This window comes from Meiothermus cerbereus (genome assembly GCF_051297115.1).
In the GTDB taxonomy this organism is placed as follows: domain Bacteria; phylum Deinococcota; class Deinococci; order Deinococcales; family Thermaceae; genus Meiothermus; species Meiothermus cerbereus_A.
Map to the genome: position 1 here is coordinate 1 of NZ_JBEVAL010000053.1, position 18131 is coordinate 18131.

Annotated in this window: 15 protein-coding genes; all 15 read right to left on the minus strand. The window is 64.3% G+C overall.

What is annotated here, in order from left to right; all coding sequences use genetic code 11:
- Window positions 1-43 precede the first annotated feature (43 nt).
- The 15 genes from ABWU19_RS10720 to ABWU19_RS10790 all read right to left on the minus strand — a co-directional run bounded on the left by ABWU19_RS10720 (window position 44) and on the right by ABWU19_RS10790 (window position 17926).
- Complete coding sequence (locus tag ABWU19_RS10720) at window positions 44-520, minus strand: hypothetical protein (protein WP_435901679.1); 477 nt, start codon at window positions 518-520, stop codon at window positions 44-46.
- Between the two features lie 115 nt (window positions 521-635).
- Entirely contained in the window at window positions 636-2321 is a 1686-nt protein-coding gene (locus ABWU19_RS10725; protein WP_435901680.1) for a tetratricopeptide repeat protein, read from the minus strand.
- A gap of 69 nt (window positions 2322-2390) precedes the next feature.
- Window positions 2391-3539, minus strand: coding sequence for a BMP family ABC transporter substrate-binding protein (locus ABWU19_RS10730; protein WP_435901681.1), 1149 nt, complete (start codon window positions 3537-3539; stop codon window positions 2391-2393).
- A gap of 64 nt (window positions 3540-3603) precedes the next feature.
- A complete protein-coding gene (locus ABWU19_RS10735; RefSeq protein WP_435901682.1) occupies window positions 3604-4476 on the minus strand; it encodes an ABC transporter permease in 873 nt (290 codons plus the stop codon).
- 3 nt (window positions 4477-4479) lie between these two features.
- Window positions 4480-4890: a TA system VapC family ribonuclease toxin gene (locus ABWU19_RS10740; RefSeq protein WP_435901683.1), complete on the minus strand. Its 411-nt coding sequence runs from the start codon at window positions 4888-4890 to the stop codon at window positions 4480-4482.
- Entirely contained in the window at window positions 4877-5113 is a 237-nt protein-coding gene (locus ABWU19_RS10745) for a hypothetical protein (protein WP_435901684.1), read from the minus strand. Before ABWU19_RS10745 ends, ABWU19_RS10740 begins: the two co-directional genes overlap by 14 nt.
- A gap of 49 nt (window positions 5114-5162) precedes the next feature.
- Entirely contained in the window at window positions 5163-6218 is a 1056-nt protein-coding gene (locus ABWU19_RS10750) for an ABC transporter permease (protein ID WP_435901685.1), read from the minus strand.
- Window positions 6215-7741, minus strand: a complete 1527-nt coding sequence (locus ABWU19_RS10755; protein ID WP_435901686.1) for an ABC transporter ATP-binding protein — start codon at window positions 7739-7741, stop codon at window positions 6215-6217. Before ABWU19_RS10755 ends, ABWU19_RS10750 begins: the two co-directional genes overlap by 4 nt.
- Window positions 7742-7767: 26 nt before the next feature.
- Window positions 7768-8607, minus strand: a complete 840-nt coding sequence (gene xdhC / locus ABWU19_RS10760; protein ID WP_435901687.1) for a xanthine dehydrogenase accessory protein XdhC — start codon at window positions 8605-8607, stop codon at window positions 7768-7770.
- A 6-nt stretch (window positions 8608-8613) separates the two neighbouring features.
- Window positions 8614-10941: a xanthine dehydrogenase molybdopterin binding subunit gene (xdhB, locus tag ABWU19_RS10765; RefSeq protein ID WP_435901688.1), complete on the minus strand. Its 2328-nt coding sequence runs from the start codon at window positions 10939-10941 to the stop codon at window positions 8614-8616.
- Entirely contained in the window at window positions 10938-12335 is a 1398-nt protein-coding gene (gene xdhA, locus ABWU19_RS10770; RefSeq protein ID WP_435901689.1) for a xanthine dehydrogenase small subunit, read from the minus strand. Before xdhA ends, xdhB begins: the two co-directional genes overlap by 4 nt.
- Window positions 12336-12748: 413 nt before the next feature.
- Window positions 12749-15016 (minus strand): ATP-dependent Clp protease ATP-binding subunit ClpA, encoded by a 2268-nt coding sequence (clpA, locus tag ABWU19_RS10775; RefSeq protein WP_435901690.1) that lies wholly within the window; start codon window positions 15014-15016, stop codon window positions 12749-12751.
- 85 nt (window positions 15017-15101) lie between these two features.
- Entirely contained in the window at window positions 15102-15746 is a 645-nt protein-coding gene (locus ABWU19_RS10780) for a cation transporter (protein WP_435901691.1), read from the minus strand.
- A 131-nt stretch (window positions 15747-15877) separates the two neighbouring features.
- The gene (gene clpS / locus ABWU19_RS10785) at window positions 15878-16180 is read right to left on the minus strand and encodes an ATP-dependent Clp protease adapter ClpS (protein WP_435901692.1); all 303 of its coding nucleotides are present in this window, start codon (window positions 16178-16180) and stop codon (window positions 15878-15880) included.
- 108 nt (window positions 16181-16288) lie between these two features.
- Window positions 16289-17926, minus strand: coding sequence for a CTP synthase (locus ABWU19_RS10790; protein ID WP_435901693.1), 1638 nt, complete (start codon window positions 17924-17926; stop codon window positions 16289-16291).
- Window positions 17927-18131: the final 205 nt, after the last annotated feature.

Sequence of the window (18131 nt, forward strand, 5' to 3'; positions counted from 1 at the left end):
TGCATCAGGTAAGGAATGGGGCTGGGTATGGGTTTGTTCGGGTTCATGCTGTATATGATAAGAGCCTGTTCAACCCGATAGAGACGTTGCTACTTGCAGTCAAACAGCCCGTGCCGTTCACGCACACCGAATCCCCACTGGCGAGCAGGCTGGCATCTACGCTCACGTTCACCGTGAAGGGGACAGTAGTGGGAGTGCTGCTGCTACATTCAAGCTTGGGGTTGGGCAGCTCGCTGGCGGTGGCCTGGATCACCTTGACCACCAGGCTGCTGCACCGCAGCGCTACGCCGTACTTGGTCTGGCCCCCCAGGGAGAAGGTACCGGTTTTGGTAGTAGTACCACTCAAGCTGAGGGGCTGCCAGCTTCCAGAACCCACCTGGTAGGCAGCCGCGTTGAAGTTACCCATTGGGTCTTCCACGGTGAGGGTGATGCTGCTGGGGGGTGGGGGTGCACCTCCACCACAGGCGGCCAGTACGAGAGTCAAACCAAGTGCGATAAGCGTCTTGTGCTTCAACTTCATTGCTAACCTCCTTATGGATTCCCACGACAGGCAAAAGGCTCGGGAAGCAAAGCCTTGCTGTTTTTCAGGCAAGCTCTGGCCTGCCGTGGGTAGCTGAAGGTTAGCAAATGGGGTCTTAACGCAGTCTGAACGCCTCCAAGCGGCTGCGGTAACGCTCGGCCAGCACGGTGTAGCGGGCTTCCTCCAAAAGGGCGATGGCTTCCTCCAGGCCAGCCCGCTCCCCGGTCAGTTCGGCCAGGTTGGCCAGCACCGCGGCGGTCAGCACCCACTCCTGACCAGCCTTGGCCAGTCGCAAGGCCTCCTGGTAGGCCGCCCTGGCCTCGGCGTGCTGCCCCTGGCGGTGGTAAAGCGCCCCCAGGTTGTTCCAGGCCCGCCCCATGGCCTCGAGGTTGCCCTGGGCCAGCGCCAAAGACTCCCGGTACAACCGCTCGGCCTCGGCAGGCTGGCCCTGGCGTTCCTTGATTACCCCCAGGTTGAGGTAGACCCTGGCCCGCAAGCCCTCGCGGGGCCCGATGGCCTCGAGCACCTCGGTAAAAACCTCCTCCCCCTGGCCCAGCTCCACCAGCGCCACCGCCCGGTTGCCCAGCGCGCTCAGGTGGCGCACCTCCTCGCCGGCCAGTAAGAAGCGCACCGAGGCCCGGCTAAAAGCCTCGGCAGCCTCCTGGAAGCGGCCCTGACCCAAGAGCATCATGCCCTGCAAGTTAAGCGCCTCGGCCTGGGCGTACACACCTCCAGCCGCGGCCCGCTCCGCTTCGGCCTGGGCCTCGGTAAACTGCCCCAAGCGGAAGAGCACCCCACCCCGCAAGGCGCTTTTTTCGGGGCTATCGGGCAGCTCATCCAGCAGATCGAGGGCTTCCTTGTAGCGGCCCAGCCGCTCGAGGGCCCGGGCCCGCAGCAGGCTAAGCTCAGGGTCGGGCGCCAGCTCGGCCAGCAGCGCCAGCGCCTCCTTGGGCCGCTCCTCCACCTGTGAGCGGGCCAGACGCAGCAGGGCGCTTCGCCCCCGCGAAAAATCGGCCTCCTCCCAGTGGGCTCGAGCCAGCCAGTACAGCGGCGCAGCCTCACCCAGGCTGAGCTTGCGGGCCAGCTCGAGGGCCACCTTACGGCCTTCGATGGTAGGCGCCACCGTCAGCCGGGGCTGCCCCTGGCTATCCAGCAGTCCACGCCGAATAAGAAAATCCAGGGTTTCTGCAGCCAGGCCCAGCAGCTCTACTGCGCGGGAGAGGCCCACCAACTGCACCGCAAAAAAAGCCCGCTGCATCTCGAGGTCAAATCTTTGCAGCTCGGGTTCAGCCTCAAGCACTTCCTCGACACCCGGCAGGGCCCGCGCCTCCTGCAAGAGCGTCAGGGCCTCCTCCTCCCAGCCCAGGCCATACAGGGCCTCGGCCCGCTCGAGGTGGGCACGCCACAGGGCCAGGGCAATGGCCTCCCGCCGACTCCAGACCCACTCCTCGAGCTCAGGCGAAAGCCCCTCGTCGGCACCCTCTAAAAACCGACCCCGATAAAGCGCCCGTGCCTCCTGCAGACGGCCTTCCTTCAGCAAAGATTCCAATTCCTTTGCATCACAAGCCGCCTCCGCCCTCAGCACCTCCTCCCCTTCGATGCACACACCTGCCGCGCGAAGCTGGCTCAGGGCCACCGATAAGCTGTTCAAAGCATCGCTGGCCCCCGGCCAGAACAGCTCGGTCAGGTGGCGACGGGAACGCGGGCCCTCTAGCAACAGATAGCTCAACAGTAGCAAGGGCTTTTTCTTGCGCAAGGGCTTTTGTGTATCTAAAAACAGCTCGCCCAGTGTTCGCAGCATGTCTTGGCAGGATTATAAATGCAAATAAAAAAAACCGGGGTGCACGAAGCACCCCAGCCACTTTTGCCTTTACTTGGGCTCGTCCGGCACCGGGCCTACCACCCCTGGAACCACCCACTGCATCTCGTTAAGCTCCTTCACCGTCATCTTGCGCCCAGCGGGCACGCGCAAGACCCCGTTGCGGTCGCGGATGGGGCCGGTGAAGGGGTCCCATTTGGGGTTGGGGCTCTGGATGTCTTTGTAAAGCTCCATCACCCGGTCGTACACGCTGACCTTCTTGCCGTTCACGGTCATGGTGGCTTTCTTGAGGGCCGGCTCAAACTTGGGGTTGATGGGCATACCCACCTGGGCCCCCAGCATCACCGCCTTCTCGCGGGCCAGCCACCAGTAATCTACATTCTGGAGGTTCTTGGGGGTGTAGGTGCCGTTCTGTACCTTCTTCAGGATGTCGATGTAGATCACACTCCAGTCCACCAGCTGGCCCGAGACCACGTAGTCGGGGGCGTACTTGTACATCGAGTTGTAGTGGCTGAAGCTGGGCACCTTGCGCCGGGCCGCGGTCTGAACGACCGTAGCGGTGTCCTCGGTAAAGGCCAGGACATCGTTGCCCTCGGCCATCAGGGCCTCGGCAGCCTCGCGGGCCTTCACGGGGTCGAACCAGGCGTTGATCCACTTGACATTCACGGTAGCCTTGGGGTTCACCGCCCGCACCCCCAGGGCAAAGGCCGAGATGTGGCGCTTTAGCTCGGGAATGGGGAAAGCCGCCACGTAGCCCACCTTGCCGCTCTTGGTGAGGGCGCCCGCCATCAGGCCGTTCAGGTAGTAAATCTGGTAGAAGTCGGCCATGTAGGTGAGCATATTGGGGGCCCGCTTGAAACCGGAGGCATGGGCAAAAATTACGTTTGGGTACTTCTTGGCGGCCTCGAGGGTCTGGTCCATGAAATCGAAGGAGGTGGTAAAGATGACGTTGCAGCCCCCAGCCACCAGCCGGTCTACCGTTGCCAGGGTATCGGCTGGCTTGACCGACTCCACATACTGGGTGGTGAGGCCGGGAATCGCCTTCTCGGCAGCCCGACGGGCCTCGTCGTGGGCGTAGGTCCAGCCCACGTCGCCGATGGGGCCTACATAGATGAAGCAGGCTTTTAGATTGGCCGGCTGGGCCAACCCAAAACCCAGGGCCAAAGCCATCAAAGCACCTATTAACCAGCTCTTTCTCATACAACCCCCTCCTTTTGCCCAACCCAACATGCCCTTGTTGGGTTTACAAGCCGTAGCCAGGGCTTTAGCGCTCGCCCCGCCGATAAGGTTTACCCAACGCTTCAGGGGCGTTGCCCTGCTGCCCACGCAGCCCTGACAAAGCCAGCACAAGTATAACCAGAAGGTAAGGTAGGCTGGCAAATACTTCCGAAGGAATGGCCGCCTGGCCCTGGAGCCGGAACTGAAGGTAGTAGAGCAAACCGAAGAAAATAGCCCCAAACACCGCCCGCAATGGGCTCCAGCCCACAAAAATTACCAGCGCCACCGCAATCCAGCCCAGCCCGGCGGTCATGCCGTCGGTCCAGGAGGGACGGTAGACCAGCGAGAGGTAGGCCCCGGCCAGCCCGGCCAAGGCACCCCCCGCCGCCACCGCCGCATACCGCACCCCCAGCACATTAAGGCCCAGCAGATCGGCTGCGGCGGGGTTCTCCCCCACCGAGCGCAGCGAGAGGCCCAGCCGGGTTGCATAGAACACAAAACTCAGCAAAACCGCCAGCACGATAGCCCCCAGGGTAAAAGGCCACTCGGGGGGCTGGTTAAAGAGCGGCAGCCCCTCGAAGCGCTTGCCCAACAGACCGGCGGTGCCCAGGCCCACCATGGTCAGAGCCAGACCCGAGACGAACTGGTTGGCTTGCAGGGTAATGGTCACGAAGCCGTGCAGCATAGCGGCCAGGGCTCCCGCCAGCATGGCCGCCAGCACCGCCAGCCAGAGGTTGCCATCACCTGCTCCGCTGCCATAGGCCACCGCAAAGCCGGCCAGGGCGCCCAGGGCCATCATGCCCTCCACCCCCAGGTTGACCACCCCGGCCCGCTCGTTCAGGATGGCCCCCAGGCAGGCAATCAGCAAAGGGGTGCCGAAGGAAAGGGCTCGAGCGAGGGCATTGGCGATCTCTTCCATATCTCACAACAGTATGCAACTTAGGCCCTGGAAGCGCCTGAAGTCCTGGTCGAAGGTGACCAGTTGCAAACCACCGGCCATCGCAAAGGCAGCCAGGTAGGCGTCCGTCCACAGCCGGGGCGGGATTCCCTCGTGCACAAGGGTCTCTAAGGCATCGTCCAGCCCCTCGGGCTCCGGCAGCAGCACAACCCCGCTCTCGTGCTTGAGTTTCCAGTACACGGTCCACGCTGCGGTAACCTCGAGGGGCTTATGCCCCATCACTACCGGATTGGTAAGCAGCCGTAGCAGCCCCATTGCCACAATACGGTTTAGCGCAAGGTGGCTCGATGTCTCCCAGAAAGCCAGGGCCCTGGGGTGAAAAGGGTGCTCCGGCACCAAGAGGGCGAACCAGAAGTTGGTGTCAGGAAGCCTCATGCCGCTCGAGCTGCTCCCACAACTCTGCATGCGAATAGGCCCGGATGGCTCGTCCTGCTTCGGGTACGATGGGCAAGGGCCGCCCCGCCGGGGTGGCAGCCTGCCGGCGCAGCCCCTCTTCCAGGCACCAGAGCACCACCTCCTTGAGGGTCTTGCCTTCATGTACGGCCCTCAGCTTCAGGCGTTTGTACAGCTCGTCGGGCAGATCCAGTGTGGTTCGCATAAAACCATATTAGCACAAACGCATAAAGCAAAACCGGGCCGCTTCCACGTTACCTTCCCCAGCGAAGGCGGTAGCGCAAAAATAGCTCCGAGCCAATCAGGCAGAACAAAATCACCCCGCTGAAGATATCCACGATGCGAAAGGGCATATTGAGGCTTACCTTCAACAGGTCGCCCCCGGCCAGCACCAGGCCCATCAAGGGGGCGGTAAGGAGCACCAGGGCGGGGTGCCCCCGGGCCAGCCAGGCCACGATGATGGCGGTAAAGCCGTAGCCAGAGGAAAGCTGGCTGGGCTCAATCAGGCGGTGGTGGATGCCAGCGATCTCGCCCACCCCAGCCAGACCGGCCATGCCCCCGGTGATGAGGGCCAAGAGCAAGAGCACCCGGCCCTGCGCGATGCCCAAATAGCGGGCCGCCCCCGGATTTTCGCCCACGATGCGCAGGCGGAAACCCAGGGTGGTGCGAAAGAGCAAAAACTGCAACAAGAGGGCCAGCAACACCCCTAAAAGCAGGGTGGGCCAGTGGACGCTCGAGCCCGGCCAGAGGGGTATCTGCTGGTACTCGGCAAAGCGGTCGGAGTAGATGTAGCCCCGCACGTCCTTGCCCCGCCAGGGGCCGTTAATCAGGAAGATAACCAGCGACTGGGCCACGTAGTTGAGCATCAGGGTGGAGAGAATCTCGTTGACGCTAAAGCGCAGCCGTAGCCAGGCCGCCAGGCCGCACCACAGCGCCCCACCTAAGGCCCCGGCCAGCACCATCGCCGGCAGGCTCAGGGGGGCGGGCAGGGGCAGGAAGAGGGCCACCCCCGCCGCCAGCACCGCCCCCAGCAAAAGCTGCCCCTCGGCCCCGATGTTGTAGAACTGGGTGCGGAAAGCCAGGGTGAGGCCCACCCCAATCAGGAGCAAGGGAATGCTGCGGCGCAGGATTTCCTGCCAGCCTTTGGCGTCCAGCAGGGTTCCGGTAAACATGAGCCGGTAGACCTCGAGGGGGTTCTGGCCATAGGCCACAAACACCGCACCCACCAGCACAAAGGCCAGCCCTAGCGCAGCCAGCGTAACCCCCAGCACCCGCCAGGATGAAGCATTCCCCAGGGGCTCGAGCCTCATACCTCACCTCCGGTCATCAGCAGGCCAATTTCTTCACGGGTAAGGCTACCGACCGCAAAAGGTCCTTTGAGCCATCCCCGGTAGAGCACCCCAATCCGGTCACAGAGCGAGAGCAGTTCCTCCAGGTCTTCCGAGACCAAGAGCACCGCCGCCCCCTGCTGGGTTTTTTCCAGTAGCACCCGGTGCACCTGCTCGGTGGCCCCAATATCCAGGCCGTAGGTGGGGTGGACGGCCAGAATGAGCTGGGGCTGCCCGGCCAGCTCGCGGGCCAGAATGACTTTTTGGATGTTGCCGCCCGAAAGGAGCCTCGAGGGGGTGTGCAGGCTGGGCGTGGCAATGGCGTAGGCCCGCACCCGCGCCTCGGCCTGGGCCAAAAAAGCCGCCGGGTTAAGCAAGGCCCCACGGGCCAGCGGGGGCCGGTCGAAAGTGCGCAGGGCCAGGTTTTCGGCTACGCTCATGCTGGGCACCGTGCCCATCTGGATACGGTCTTCGGGGATGTGGGCCACGCCCAGCTCAAACAGGCGGGCTGGGTGGGCCGGCAGGGGCTGCCCCAGCAGTCGCAAAGTGCCCGCTGTGGGGTTACGCAAACCGGCTAGCACCTCCACCAGTTCGCTTTGACCGTTGCCCGCCACCCCGGCGATGCCCAGAATCTCCCCACGGCGTATTTCAAAAGAGACCCCCCGCAAGGCCGGCAGGTTGCGGCTCGAGCGGGCTTGCAGGTTCAAGACCTCGAGCACCACCTGGTGCGCGTCCGATGGAGAACCACCCGCCTCGGCCAAAGGGATGCCTTGCCGCTTGCGCTCGAAGCTCACCGTGCGCCCCACCATTAGCTCGGCTAGCCTGGCTTTGCTGGCCTGCTCTTTAGGCAGGCTGCCCACCACCCGCCCCCGGCGCAGCACCGTGCAGCGGTCGGCAATGGAAAGCACCTCCTCGAGCTTGTGGGAGATAAAAACGAGCGACTTACCCGCCGCCCGTAGCTCCCGCATGACCCTGAACAAGGCCTCGGCCTCCTGGGGGGTCAGCACGCTGGTGGGCTCGTCCAGGATGAGCACCTTGGCCCCCCGCAGCAAGGCCCGCACAATCTCCACCCGCTGCTTCTCGCCGGGTGAAAGCTGGTAAACCCTGGCCCTGGGGTCTATCTGCAAACCATAGCCCTGAGCAATCCGCTCCACCAGCGGCACAATGCGCTGGGCAGGCAGCAGGGATCTGCCAATGCCAAGGGCCAGGTTCTCCGCTACGGTGTGGCGGTTTACCAGCGTGGGGTGCTGGGGCACCAGCCCGATGCCCAGCCTTAGCGCATCCATCGGCGAGCCAATCCTGACCGGGCGGCCCTCCACCAGAATCTCCCCCTCGTCGGGGCGATACAGCCCGTAGAGGATGGAAACCAGGGTGGACTTGCCCGCCCCGTTTTCGCCCAGCAGGGCCAGCACCTCGCCGGGGTAGACCTCGAGGCTCACCCCGTCGTTGGCGACCACCCCGGGGAAGCGCTTGGTGATGTTTTTCAGCTCGAGCAGGGCTGGCATTGCCGCAAATCATACAGAAAACCGCGTTACTCGGCCACCTTTTCCCGACCCGGCTTGGTCTGGGGAGTACCCTGGAAAATATGCGGTAGCAGTTGGGCCGCCGTGGCGATGGCAATGGCCTCCGGCGCTTTGCTTTTAGCCCCCGGAAGACCAATGGGGGTGGTCACCCGCCTGAAATCGGCCTCGGAAAAGCCCTGCCCGGCCAGCTTTTGCCGGAAGCGGGCCCACTTGCTAGCGCTGCCAATCAGGCCGATATACCCCAGGTCGGCCCGGCGCAAAGCCCGCTCGAGCACGAACAAATCCTCGGCGTGGTCGTGGGTCAGGATGACCAGGTGCGCGCCCCCCGGCAGGTCGTTTACCACCCCGTCCAGGATGGGGGCGTGAAAAGTTTTGATCTCGGCCTGGCCGTGGCGAAGGGGCGCTAATCGCTCGGGGGCCAGCATCTGGGCCCTCGAGTCGGCCAGCCAGAGCGCTATGGGGCAGATGGAGAGGACCTTGGCCAGCGCCAGCCCCACATGCCCCAGACCAAAAATCGCCACGGTGGGTTTTTGCGAAACCACGGGCTCGAGCAAAACAATAACCTCCCCTCCGCAACACTGCACTCCATAGGCCGCAGGGGCTTGTTCAGTGAGCCGGATGGTGTGCATCTGGGGGGCCAGGGCACGCTCGGCCAGCATCTGCCGGGCCAGCCCGATGGCGGTGGCCTCGAGGTTCCCACCCCCGATGGTGCCGTAGGCCGCGCCCGCTGTGACCAGCATCTTGGCCCCAGCCTCCTGTGGGGCGTGGCCCCGCACCGCCACCAGCGTGACCATGACCAGCGGCTCCCGCCCGGCCACAAGCTCGCGGAGGTGCTCAAACCAGCGCATGGTGCCCTAGTCCCCCGAAACCAGGGCCTTTTGCCGCACCCGCTCGATGGCCCAGTAGACCGCCTCGGGTGTGGCGGGCGAGGCCAGCTCAACCGCCCCAACCACCCCTCCCGCCCCGAAGGCCGCGACCGCATCCCGCAGGGCCTCCCGCACCGAGATGGCCAGCATCAGGGGGGGCTCGCCCACAGCTTTGGAGCCGTAGACCACCCCGGTCTCGGTGGCCTTGGGCAGCAGACGGACGTTAAGAACCTCGGGCAGCTCGGAAAAGCTGGGGAGTTTGTAGGTGCTGGCCGAGCGGGTGGCCACCTGCCCTTGGGCGTCCCAGCGCAGGTCTTCCAGCGTGAGCCAGCCCAGGCCCTGGATGAAGCCGCCTTCCACCTGGCCCAGGTCCACCAAGGGCGAGAGGGAGTCGCCCGCGTCGTGCAGGATGTCCACCCGGCGCAGGGTGTACTGGCCGGTGAAGCCGTCTACCTCTACCTCGCTCACGGCTGCGCCAAAGGCAAAGTAGTGGAAGGGCTTGCCCTGCATGCGGCTCTTGTCCCAGTGGAGCCCAGGGGTGCGGTAGAAGCCATCGGCAAAGAGCTGCACCCGCTGGGCGTAGGCGGCCCTGACCACCTCGGCAAAGGGGATGCGCTCGGCGGGCTTCCAGATGCTGTAGACCTGGCCGTCCTGGAAGACCACGTCGGCGGGGTGCACGCCGAACCTCTGGGCGGCTACCACGGCCAGGCGGCCCTTGATCTTTTCGCAGGCCTCCTTGACCGCGGCCCCGTTCAGATCGGCCCCGGTGGAGGCGGCGGTGGCGGAGGTGTTGGGAATCTTATCGGTACGGGTGGGCATCAGGCGGATGGCCTCGAGCGGCACCCCTAAGGCCTCGGCGGCGATCTGCTGGATTTTGGTATATAGCCCCTGGCCCATCTCGGTGCCCCCGTGGTTGACCTGCACCGAGCCATCCTGATAAACGAGCACCAGGGCGCCGGCCTGGTTGTAGGTGGTGAAGTTGAAGGAGATGCCAAACTTGACCGGGGTCATGGCCAGGCCCCGCTTGCGCTGGGGGTTCTGGGCGTTATAGAGGGCAGCCTCACGGCGGCGGCGGTCGAACGCAGCGCTGGCCTTGAGCTCATCCCAGATGAGCCGGATGCGCTCGGCGTCCTTGACCACCTGGCCGTAATGGGTGGTGCTGGTCTCCTGGGTGTCGGACGGCCTGTAGAAGTTGCGCTCCCGCACCGCTTCGGGCGGCAGGCCCAGGCTGCGGGCCACCCGGTCCAGGATCTCCTCGATGAAGACCATGCCCTGCGGCCCCCCAAAGCCCCGGAAAGCGGTCTGGGAGGTCTTGTGGGTCTTGCAGACCCGCCCGGTGGCCTCGAGGTGGGGGATGTAGTAGGCGTTGTCCAGGTGGCAGAGGGCTCGAGCCAGCACCGGCTCGCTCAGGTCTTGCGACCAGCCCCCGTCGGAGTAGAGCTCGATTTTCAGGGCATTGAGCAGGCCCTCCTCGGAAAAGCCCACCTTCCAGCGGGCGTAGAAGGGGTGGCGCTTGCCGGTCAGGGTGATGTCCTGCAGGCGCGAAAGCCGCACCCGCACCGGGCGTCGGGTCAGGAAAGCCCCCAGCGCTGCTACCGCGGCGTAGGGGTTGGCCTGGACTTCCTTCCCACCGAACCCCCCGCCCATGCGGATGCACTGCACCGTGACCTGGCTGCGCGGCAGGCCCAGCACCTGGGCCACCACCTCCTGGGTCTCGGAGGGGTGCTGGGTGGAGGCGTGCACCAGGATATGGCCGCTCTCGTCCAGCAGGGCCAGCGAGGCCTGGGTCTCGAGGTAGAAGTGCTCCTGCCCCCCCAGCTCGAGCTCGCCCTCGAGCACCCGCGCCGAGGCCTTTAAGCCCTGGGCCACATCGCCCCGCCTGGCCTGCAGCATAGCCCCCTGGAAGCTCCCCTGGCGGATGGCCTCCTCCAGGGTAAGGATGGCCGGCAGCGGTTCGTACTCGACCTGCACCTGTGCCGCGCCCAGCCGCGCGGCCTCCTCGCTTTCGGCCAGCACCCAGGCCACCGCCTGGCCGTGGTACATCACCTCGGAGGGGAACAGGGGCTCGTCGCCTTTGATACCGGAGTCGTTCTGGCCCGGCACATCCGCGGCGCTGAGCACCCGCACCACCCCCGGCATGGCATAAGCAGGCGAGGCCTCCAGCCGGATGATGCGGGCATGGGCATGGGGGGCCTGCACCGGCCAGGCGTGCAGAACCTGGGGGTAGCGGGGCCAGAGGTCGTCGGTGTAGAGGGCCTGCCCGGTCACGTGCGCCCGGGCTGATTCGTGGGGAACCGCTCGACCGATGATCTTCATGCCCGCACCTCGGTGGTTTCGGCGTAGAACTTGTGCAGCAGGCTCGAGAGCATGGCGCTGCGGTAGGCCGCGCTGCCGCGGTGGTCGTCAATGGGCCTGAATTCGCCACGGATCAGCTCGCTGGCTGCCCGCACGGTGCGCTCATCCCAGGGCTTGCCCTCCAGGAAAGCCTCGGTCTGGCTGGCCCGCACGGGGGTGGGGGCCACCCCGCCCAGGCCGATGCGGATGGACTGCACCCGGCCCCCCTCCAGCTGCAGGGCAAAGGCCGCGGCCACCGTGGAGATGTCGTCCAGTCGCCGCTTGGACACCTTGTAGAAGCGGGCTTGGGGGGCCAGGGGCAGGGGGATTCGCACCGCCCGGATGACCTCGCCGGGCTGTAGGGCGGTCTGGCGGTAGCCGGTGAAGAAGCGCTCGAGCGGCAGCACCCGCTCCCCCGCTGCGCCGCTAAGCACCACCTCGGCCCCCAGGGCCAGGAGCACCGGCGGCCCGTCGCCAATGGGCGAGGCCGTGCCCAGGTTGCCCCCCAGGGTGGCTCGGTTGCGGATCAGGCGGGAGGCAAACAGGGGGAACCACTGGGCCAGCAGGGGAATACGCCCTTCCAGCCAGCGCTCGGCCTCGGAAAGGGTTATACCCGCGCCAATCTCGACATACTCCTGGCCCCAAAAGAGGGTCTGAAGTTCTGGAACCTGGCTGATGTCCACCTGCACTTCCGCACGAGCAAAGCGCTGGTTGACCTCCACCACCCAGTCGGTTCCACCAGCTACCAGCTTGGCCGCAGGGTGCTCGGCCAGGATGTGGTAGAGCTCAGGCAGGGATAGGGGCCGGTAAAAGCGCGGGGATGACTCGGTTTTGAGGCTGTACTCGAGCGATTTCACCGCCTCCACCGGGGCGTTTAGCCGCTGCGCCAGGGGGTCGTGGGGGGCAGGCTGGCCCAGCGAGAGGGCGGCATCCCGGATGGGCCGGTAGCCGGTGCAGCGGCAGAGGTTGCCGGAGAGGGCCTCGAGGTCGAAGTTGCTCCGATTTTTGCGGTAATATTCTGCGGCCATACTCACCACAAAACCCGGCGTGCAATAGCCGCACTGCGAGCCGCCCTGGAGCATGGCCTCCTGCACCGGGTGCAGCCTCTCCCCCTGCGCCAGCCCCTCCACCGTCCAGACCTCCTGTCCCGCCAGGCTGGGCAGCAGCAGCAGGCAGCCGTTTACGGCCTCGAGCCGCGCACGCCCGCCTTCAGGCCGCAGCAAAAGCAGCGCACAGGCCCCGCACTCCCCCTCGGCGCAGCCTTCTTTGCTGCCCGTCAGGCCCTGCTGGCGCAACCAGGAGAGTGCCGTGGTGTGGGGGTCTACTCCGGAAACCCAAACCGTTTGCCCGTTCAATTTAAAACTGATTTCGCCCACCAAAGCCCTCCCCGTGCGCTCAGGCTAGAAAACCGGCCCGTGATGTCTCTGCTCGAGTTGCATTGCCTGCCAGGGTCTGCCTATGGCTTTTTATTGTACAACCGAGCGGCCCAGGAACCGCAGTCCACCGTTACAAAAGCAGGGCCGGTGCGTGAACCACCACCCCCCCTGCCGTGCAGGCAGCTCGAGCAGCTGGCAGCCACAGCGCTACCACAAACACCCTCGAGCAAAGCCATGTGGCCCTAATGCAGCAACCTATCGCACTCTTCACAGACGTGGCCCCCCATCCGGGAGGCAACTGTGCTGTGCAGAACACAGCAATCGAGTCAGGCAGAGCTTCAGTGATGATGAAGGGCGCTCTATTCACCACTGGATGGGTGCATCCACCAGAGGGCGCTTTTAGGCGAGGCTGGTCAGGCAGGCTGGGCCTGGAGCAGAATCTCCTCACCCTGACGCACAATCTGCAAGCGGCCCCCCTGCTTGAGCGGGCCAAACAGCAGCAGGTCGGCCAGGGGCTTCTTGATTTTCTCCTGGATCAGCCGGGCCAGCGGGCGGGCCCCCATCAAGCGGTCGTAGCCCTTCTCGGCCAGCCAGGCCACGGCTTCGGGGTGCACTTCCAGCGCAACCTTGCGCTCTTTTAGCTGGGCCTCGAGCTGGCCCAAAAACTTGCCCACAATCTGCTGCATGACCGCCGGGGAAAGCGGGTTGAAGTGCACGATAGCGTCCAGGCGGTTGCGGAACTCTGGGGTGAACATGCGCCTGAGGGCCTCTTCGCTGGCCTCGGTGCGGGTGCCGCCCAAAAAGCCCACCCGCAGCTCGCTGGCCTCGGCGGCCCCGGCGTTGGTGGTCATGATCAAAATGGTGCTGCGGAAGTCTACATTTTTGCCGTTGTGGTCGGTCAGCTTGCCGTAGTCCATGACCTGCAGCAGGATGGCATACAGGTCGGGGTGGGCCTTCTCGATCTCGTCGAGCAAAAGCACCGCGTGGGGGTTTTGCAGCACCGCGTCGGTCAGCAGGCCACCCTGGTCGAAGCCCACGTAGCCCGGCGGTGCGCCGATGAGCCTCGAGACCGAGTGTTTCTCCATGTACTCCGACATGTCGAAGCGCAGCAGCGGCACCCCCAGCGAGGCCGCCAGCTGGCGGGCCAGCTCGGTCTTGCCCACCCCGGTGGGGCCTGCGAACAGGTACGAACCCATAGGTTTTTGTGGGTCGCGCAGGCCGGCCCGCGAGAGCTTGATGGCGCTGGCCACCTCCTCCACGGCCTTGTCTTGCCCAAAAACCGCGGCCTTGAGCTCCTGCTCGAGGTTCGCCAGCACCGCTTCGTCGTCGCGGCTCAGGTTCTTGGCCGGAATGCGGGCGATGCGGGCCACGGTGGCCTCCACCTCGGCCACCCCGATGCGGTTCTTGCGCTTGCCCGGCGGAAGCAGGGCTTGGGCGGCCCCGGCCTCGTCCAGCACGTCCAGAGCCGAGTCGGGCAGGCGGCGCTCGGAGAGGTGTCGGGCGGCCAGCTCCACCGCCCGCTCGAGGGCTTGCCTGGTGTAGGTGAGCTGGTGGTGGGCCTCCAGGCGCGGCTTGAGCCCCTCCAGGATTTTGACCGCGTCGGCCTGGGAAGGCTCGCCCACGTCAATCTTCTGGAAGCGCCGGGCGATGGCCCGATCCTTCTCGAAGTGCTTGTACTCGGCAAAGGTGGTGGCCCCAATGCACCGGAGCTTGCCGGTCAGGGCCGGTTTGAGCAGGTTGCTGGCGTCCACGGTGGAGCCGGTGGTGGAGCCGGCCCCCACGATGGTATGAATTTCGTCAATGAACAAGATGGCGTTGGGGTGGGCCTCGAGGGCCTTCATCACCGCCTTGACGCGCTCCTCGAAGTCGCCCCGGTAGCGGGTACCGGCCAGCAGGCTGCCCATATCCAGGGCAAAAACCTCGGCCCCCACCAGCTTGCTGGGCAGCGGAACCCCCGCGGTGCGGCTCTTTGGCGCAGGTGTCTTCTCCTGTTCCACAATGAGCTGGGCCAGCCCCTCCACCAGCGCGGTCTTGCCTACGCCGGGGTCGCCCACCAGGAGGGGGTTGTTCTTCTGGCGGCGGGAAAGGACGGTCAGGATGCGCTCGAGCTCCTTCTCCCGGCCAATCAGCGGGTCGAGCTGGCCTTTGCGGGCCTGTTCGGTCAGGTTGGTGCAGTAGGCCTCCAGCGGGTTTTGCGCCACACCCGCACCCTCTTCCCCCACCTGCACGGGTTCGATGCTCTGGCTGGCACCCCTGGGCAAAGCCCCCCGCGAGAGGGCCGCGGTCAGGTCGAGCCGGGTCACACCGAGCTGTTCCAGCAAGGCATAGGCCGCCGACTGCCGCTCATCCATAATGGCCACCAGCACGTTGGCGCCATTGGCCTGATCGCGCCCGGCCGAGCGCATCTGCAGCACTGCCCGCTGGATGACCCGCTGAAAGGCGGTGGTGGGCTCGGGTTCGATGCCCGGGATGCGCTCAAACTGGCGCAGCGACTCCTCCAGCAAAGCCCGTAGGTGCCCCAGGTCCACTTTGCACGACTGCAATACCCGGCTGGCGTCGGGGTCGTCGGTCAGGGCCAGCAGGAGGTGCTCGAGGCCGGCATACTCGTGCCCCCGCTCGAGGGCAATTTCCAGCGCACGGCGAATGGAACGTTCAAGGGTGGGGGTCAGTGGGGTCTCCATACCTGCTGGCTCGAGTCTAGCAGGATGATGGGTTCAGATTGTGCAGTAAGGGATTACAAGAAGCTGCCCAGAAGCATCTGCACGGCTAGTTTCCGCTATGACAACCGCATTCAGCGCCGTTGGCTTTGGCAAAGGCTTCGCGCCCTTCGGTAAAAGACAGGTAGGCCAGCCCCAAGGCCCCCAGGCTGTCCACGAACCAGATGCCGCTGAGGGCGTAAATCAGGCTCGAGGCCAGCAGCAGGCCCGACATATACATGCAGACCCGCGCACACTTGGCATCGGCCAGGATGGCCTCCGAGCCCAGGGCCAGGCCGGCTTGGGTTTTGTAGTGAATGAGCGCCCACATGAACGAGATCGAGATGACCGCAATCACCACGCCGGCCAGGGTGGTCTCGGGCTTGTGCCCGGTCGCCAGGTTGTAAAGGGCCATCCCCGAGAGAATCACCACCAGCATGTAAAAGCCTGTTCCGGTGATTTGCAGGGCAGTTTTCTCGAAGCGTCCCTTGGGTGCTCCTGGGTGCCGCCAGATGCGCAGCACCATAGCCAGAATCCCCAGGCCCGAGATCATCTCGACAAAGCTGTCCAGGCCAAAGCCAAATAGCGTCAGCGACTCATCGGCCAGGCCAAACCAGACCGAGACCAGCCCCTCGAGCAGGTTGTAGGCAACGGTCAGAATCGCAAGCCAAAATGCCAGCCGATACCAGCGGTTGTCGTGAGGAGCAATATACATGACCAAACCCTACCCCAAGCGCAAAACCCCTTCTGTGCTTTTGACACCTTGGATACTGCAATTCCGGCATCAAGAACCGCAAGCCGACTGCCGAAGTAAGCAGAGTCAGGCCGCTTGCCGCTGGGGCATGGCTACTCGGGTTCCATGGTGCACTGCAGCGGGTGCCCTTCAGCGCTGGCCGCAGCCATCACCTGATTGACCTTGGTCTCGGCAATCTCAAAAGGATAGACCCCGGCTACCCCCACCCCCGCATGGTGTACCTGGAGCATGATGCGGGTGGCCTCGAGCTCGCTCTTCTTGAAAAACCGCATCAGCACCTCAACCACAAAGTCCATGGGGGTGTAGTCGTCGTTGAGCAGCAGAACCTTGTACCGTGGCGGGGTACGGGTGGCTGTTTGGGACTGGCTGCGGGTCTTGGTGGCGGTGTCGCTCACGTTTTATAAGTGTAGCAAATAGCCGCGGGGCCACCCCTTGCTCAGCTCACACGGCCCAGGGCCGGTGCGTGAAGTTGGGTCATCAAGACCAACCACCCCATCGCGGCTCTAGATGGACTGAAACAAGGCCTGGCGCTTGCGCTGGAGGGCCGCCTCGATGAAGCCGAAGAAGGGCGGCGAGACCCGCATGGGCCGGCTGGAAAGCTCGGGGTGGGCTTGCAGACCGATGAAAAAGGGATGGTCGGGCAGCTCGATGGCCTCTACCAATCCTTCGCCCCGGCCCTGGACCCCCGGCGTAACCGCCGAAACCGTCAGGCCGCTTTCAATGAGGCGCTGGACGTAGGCCGGGTTTACTTCGTAGCGGTGGCGGTGCCGCTCGAAAACCAGCTCCTTGCCGTAGAGCTTATAGAGCAGGGTTTCGGGGTGGATGCGCATGGGCCAGTTGCCCAGCCGCATGGTACCGCCCATCCCCTCGACCTCGAGCTGTTCGGGCATCAGGTCAATCACCGGGTGAGGGGTATAGGGGTCAAACTCGGTGCTGTTGGCCCCCTCGAGGCCCAGCACATTCCGGGCATACTCAATGACCGCTATTTGCAGCCCCAGGCAGATGCCAAAATAGGGCAGCCGGCTCTCGCGGGCATACCGGGCGGCCAGGATTTTGCCCTCCACCCCCCGGATGCCGAACCCAGGCCCTACCAGCACGCCATCCACACCGCTTAGCAGCTCGGCGGCTTTAGCCAGGTCGGTGATGTCTTCGGCGTTGACCCACTTCACCTGAACCCGTGCATCGTGGGCAATTCCCGCGTGGCGAAAGCCCTCCAGAATGCTCAGGTAGGCATCGGGCATCTTCACATACTTGCCCACAAAGGCCACCGTAACCTCGCTTGCGGGCTGCTTGAGTTTGCGCACGGCGTTTTGCCAGAAGCTCAGGTTGGGCTGGATGGGCTCCAAACCCAGCTTCTTTTCCACCACCCGCCCCAAACCCTGTTCTTCCAGCACCAGCGGCATCTCGTAGAGGTGTTGTACGGTGGGGCTGCTAAACACCTCCCCCGCATGAACATTGGTAAAGAGGGCCACCTTCTTGCGCACATCCTCCGGCACCATCTTCTCGGAGCGCAGCACCAGCACATCCGGCTGGATGCCCACCCCGCGCAAGGTGGAAACCGAGTGCTGGGTGGGTTTGGTTTTGAACTCTTCGGATGCGGCAAAATAAGGCACCAGGGTCAGGTGCAGGTACATGATGTCCTGGTCGTCTTCGTCGAACTGAAACTGCCGGATGGCCTCCAGGAAGGGCAGGCTCTCGATGTCACCTACCGTGCCCCCTACCTCTACCACCACAATCTCGGCGTTTTGTTCGTGGGCGGTGCGGCGAATGCGGTCTTTGATTTCGTCGGTAATGTGGGGAATGACCTGCACGGTCTGGGAGAGGTACTCGCCACGCCGCTCTTTTTGAATCACCGACAGATACACCTGGCCGGTGGTGATGTTGTTGGCGCGCGACAGGTCTATGTCCAGAAAGCGCTCGTAATGCCCGATGTCCAGGTCGGTCTCGGCCCCATCGCTGGTCACGAACACTTCCCCGTGTTCGTAAGGGCGCATGGTGCCGGCATCCAGGTTGATGTAGGGATCAATCTTGATGGCGGTTACGCGGTAACCCCGACTCCGCAAGATGGCGCCCAGACTGGATGTGAGGATACCCTTACCCAAACTGCTCACCACACCGCCGGTAACGAAAATGTATTTCATAACAAACCCCCGTGCTACGCTGAAGCATTCAGCGCCAAAAAACCTTTGCCTGCAAACGCTCAACCAGGGCGGTAGAGCAGCCTAACTATCACGGGATTTGATCGTACCACGTTTGACCCCTGGTGTGTCCAGATAGTGTAATCGTCAACAGGCTCTTATCATATACAGCATGAACCCGAACAAACCCATACCCAGCCCCATTCCT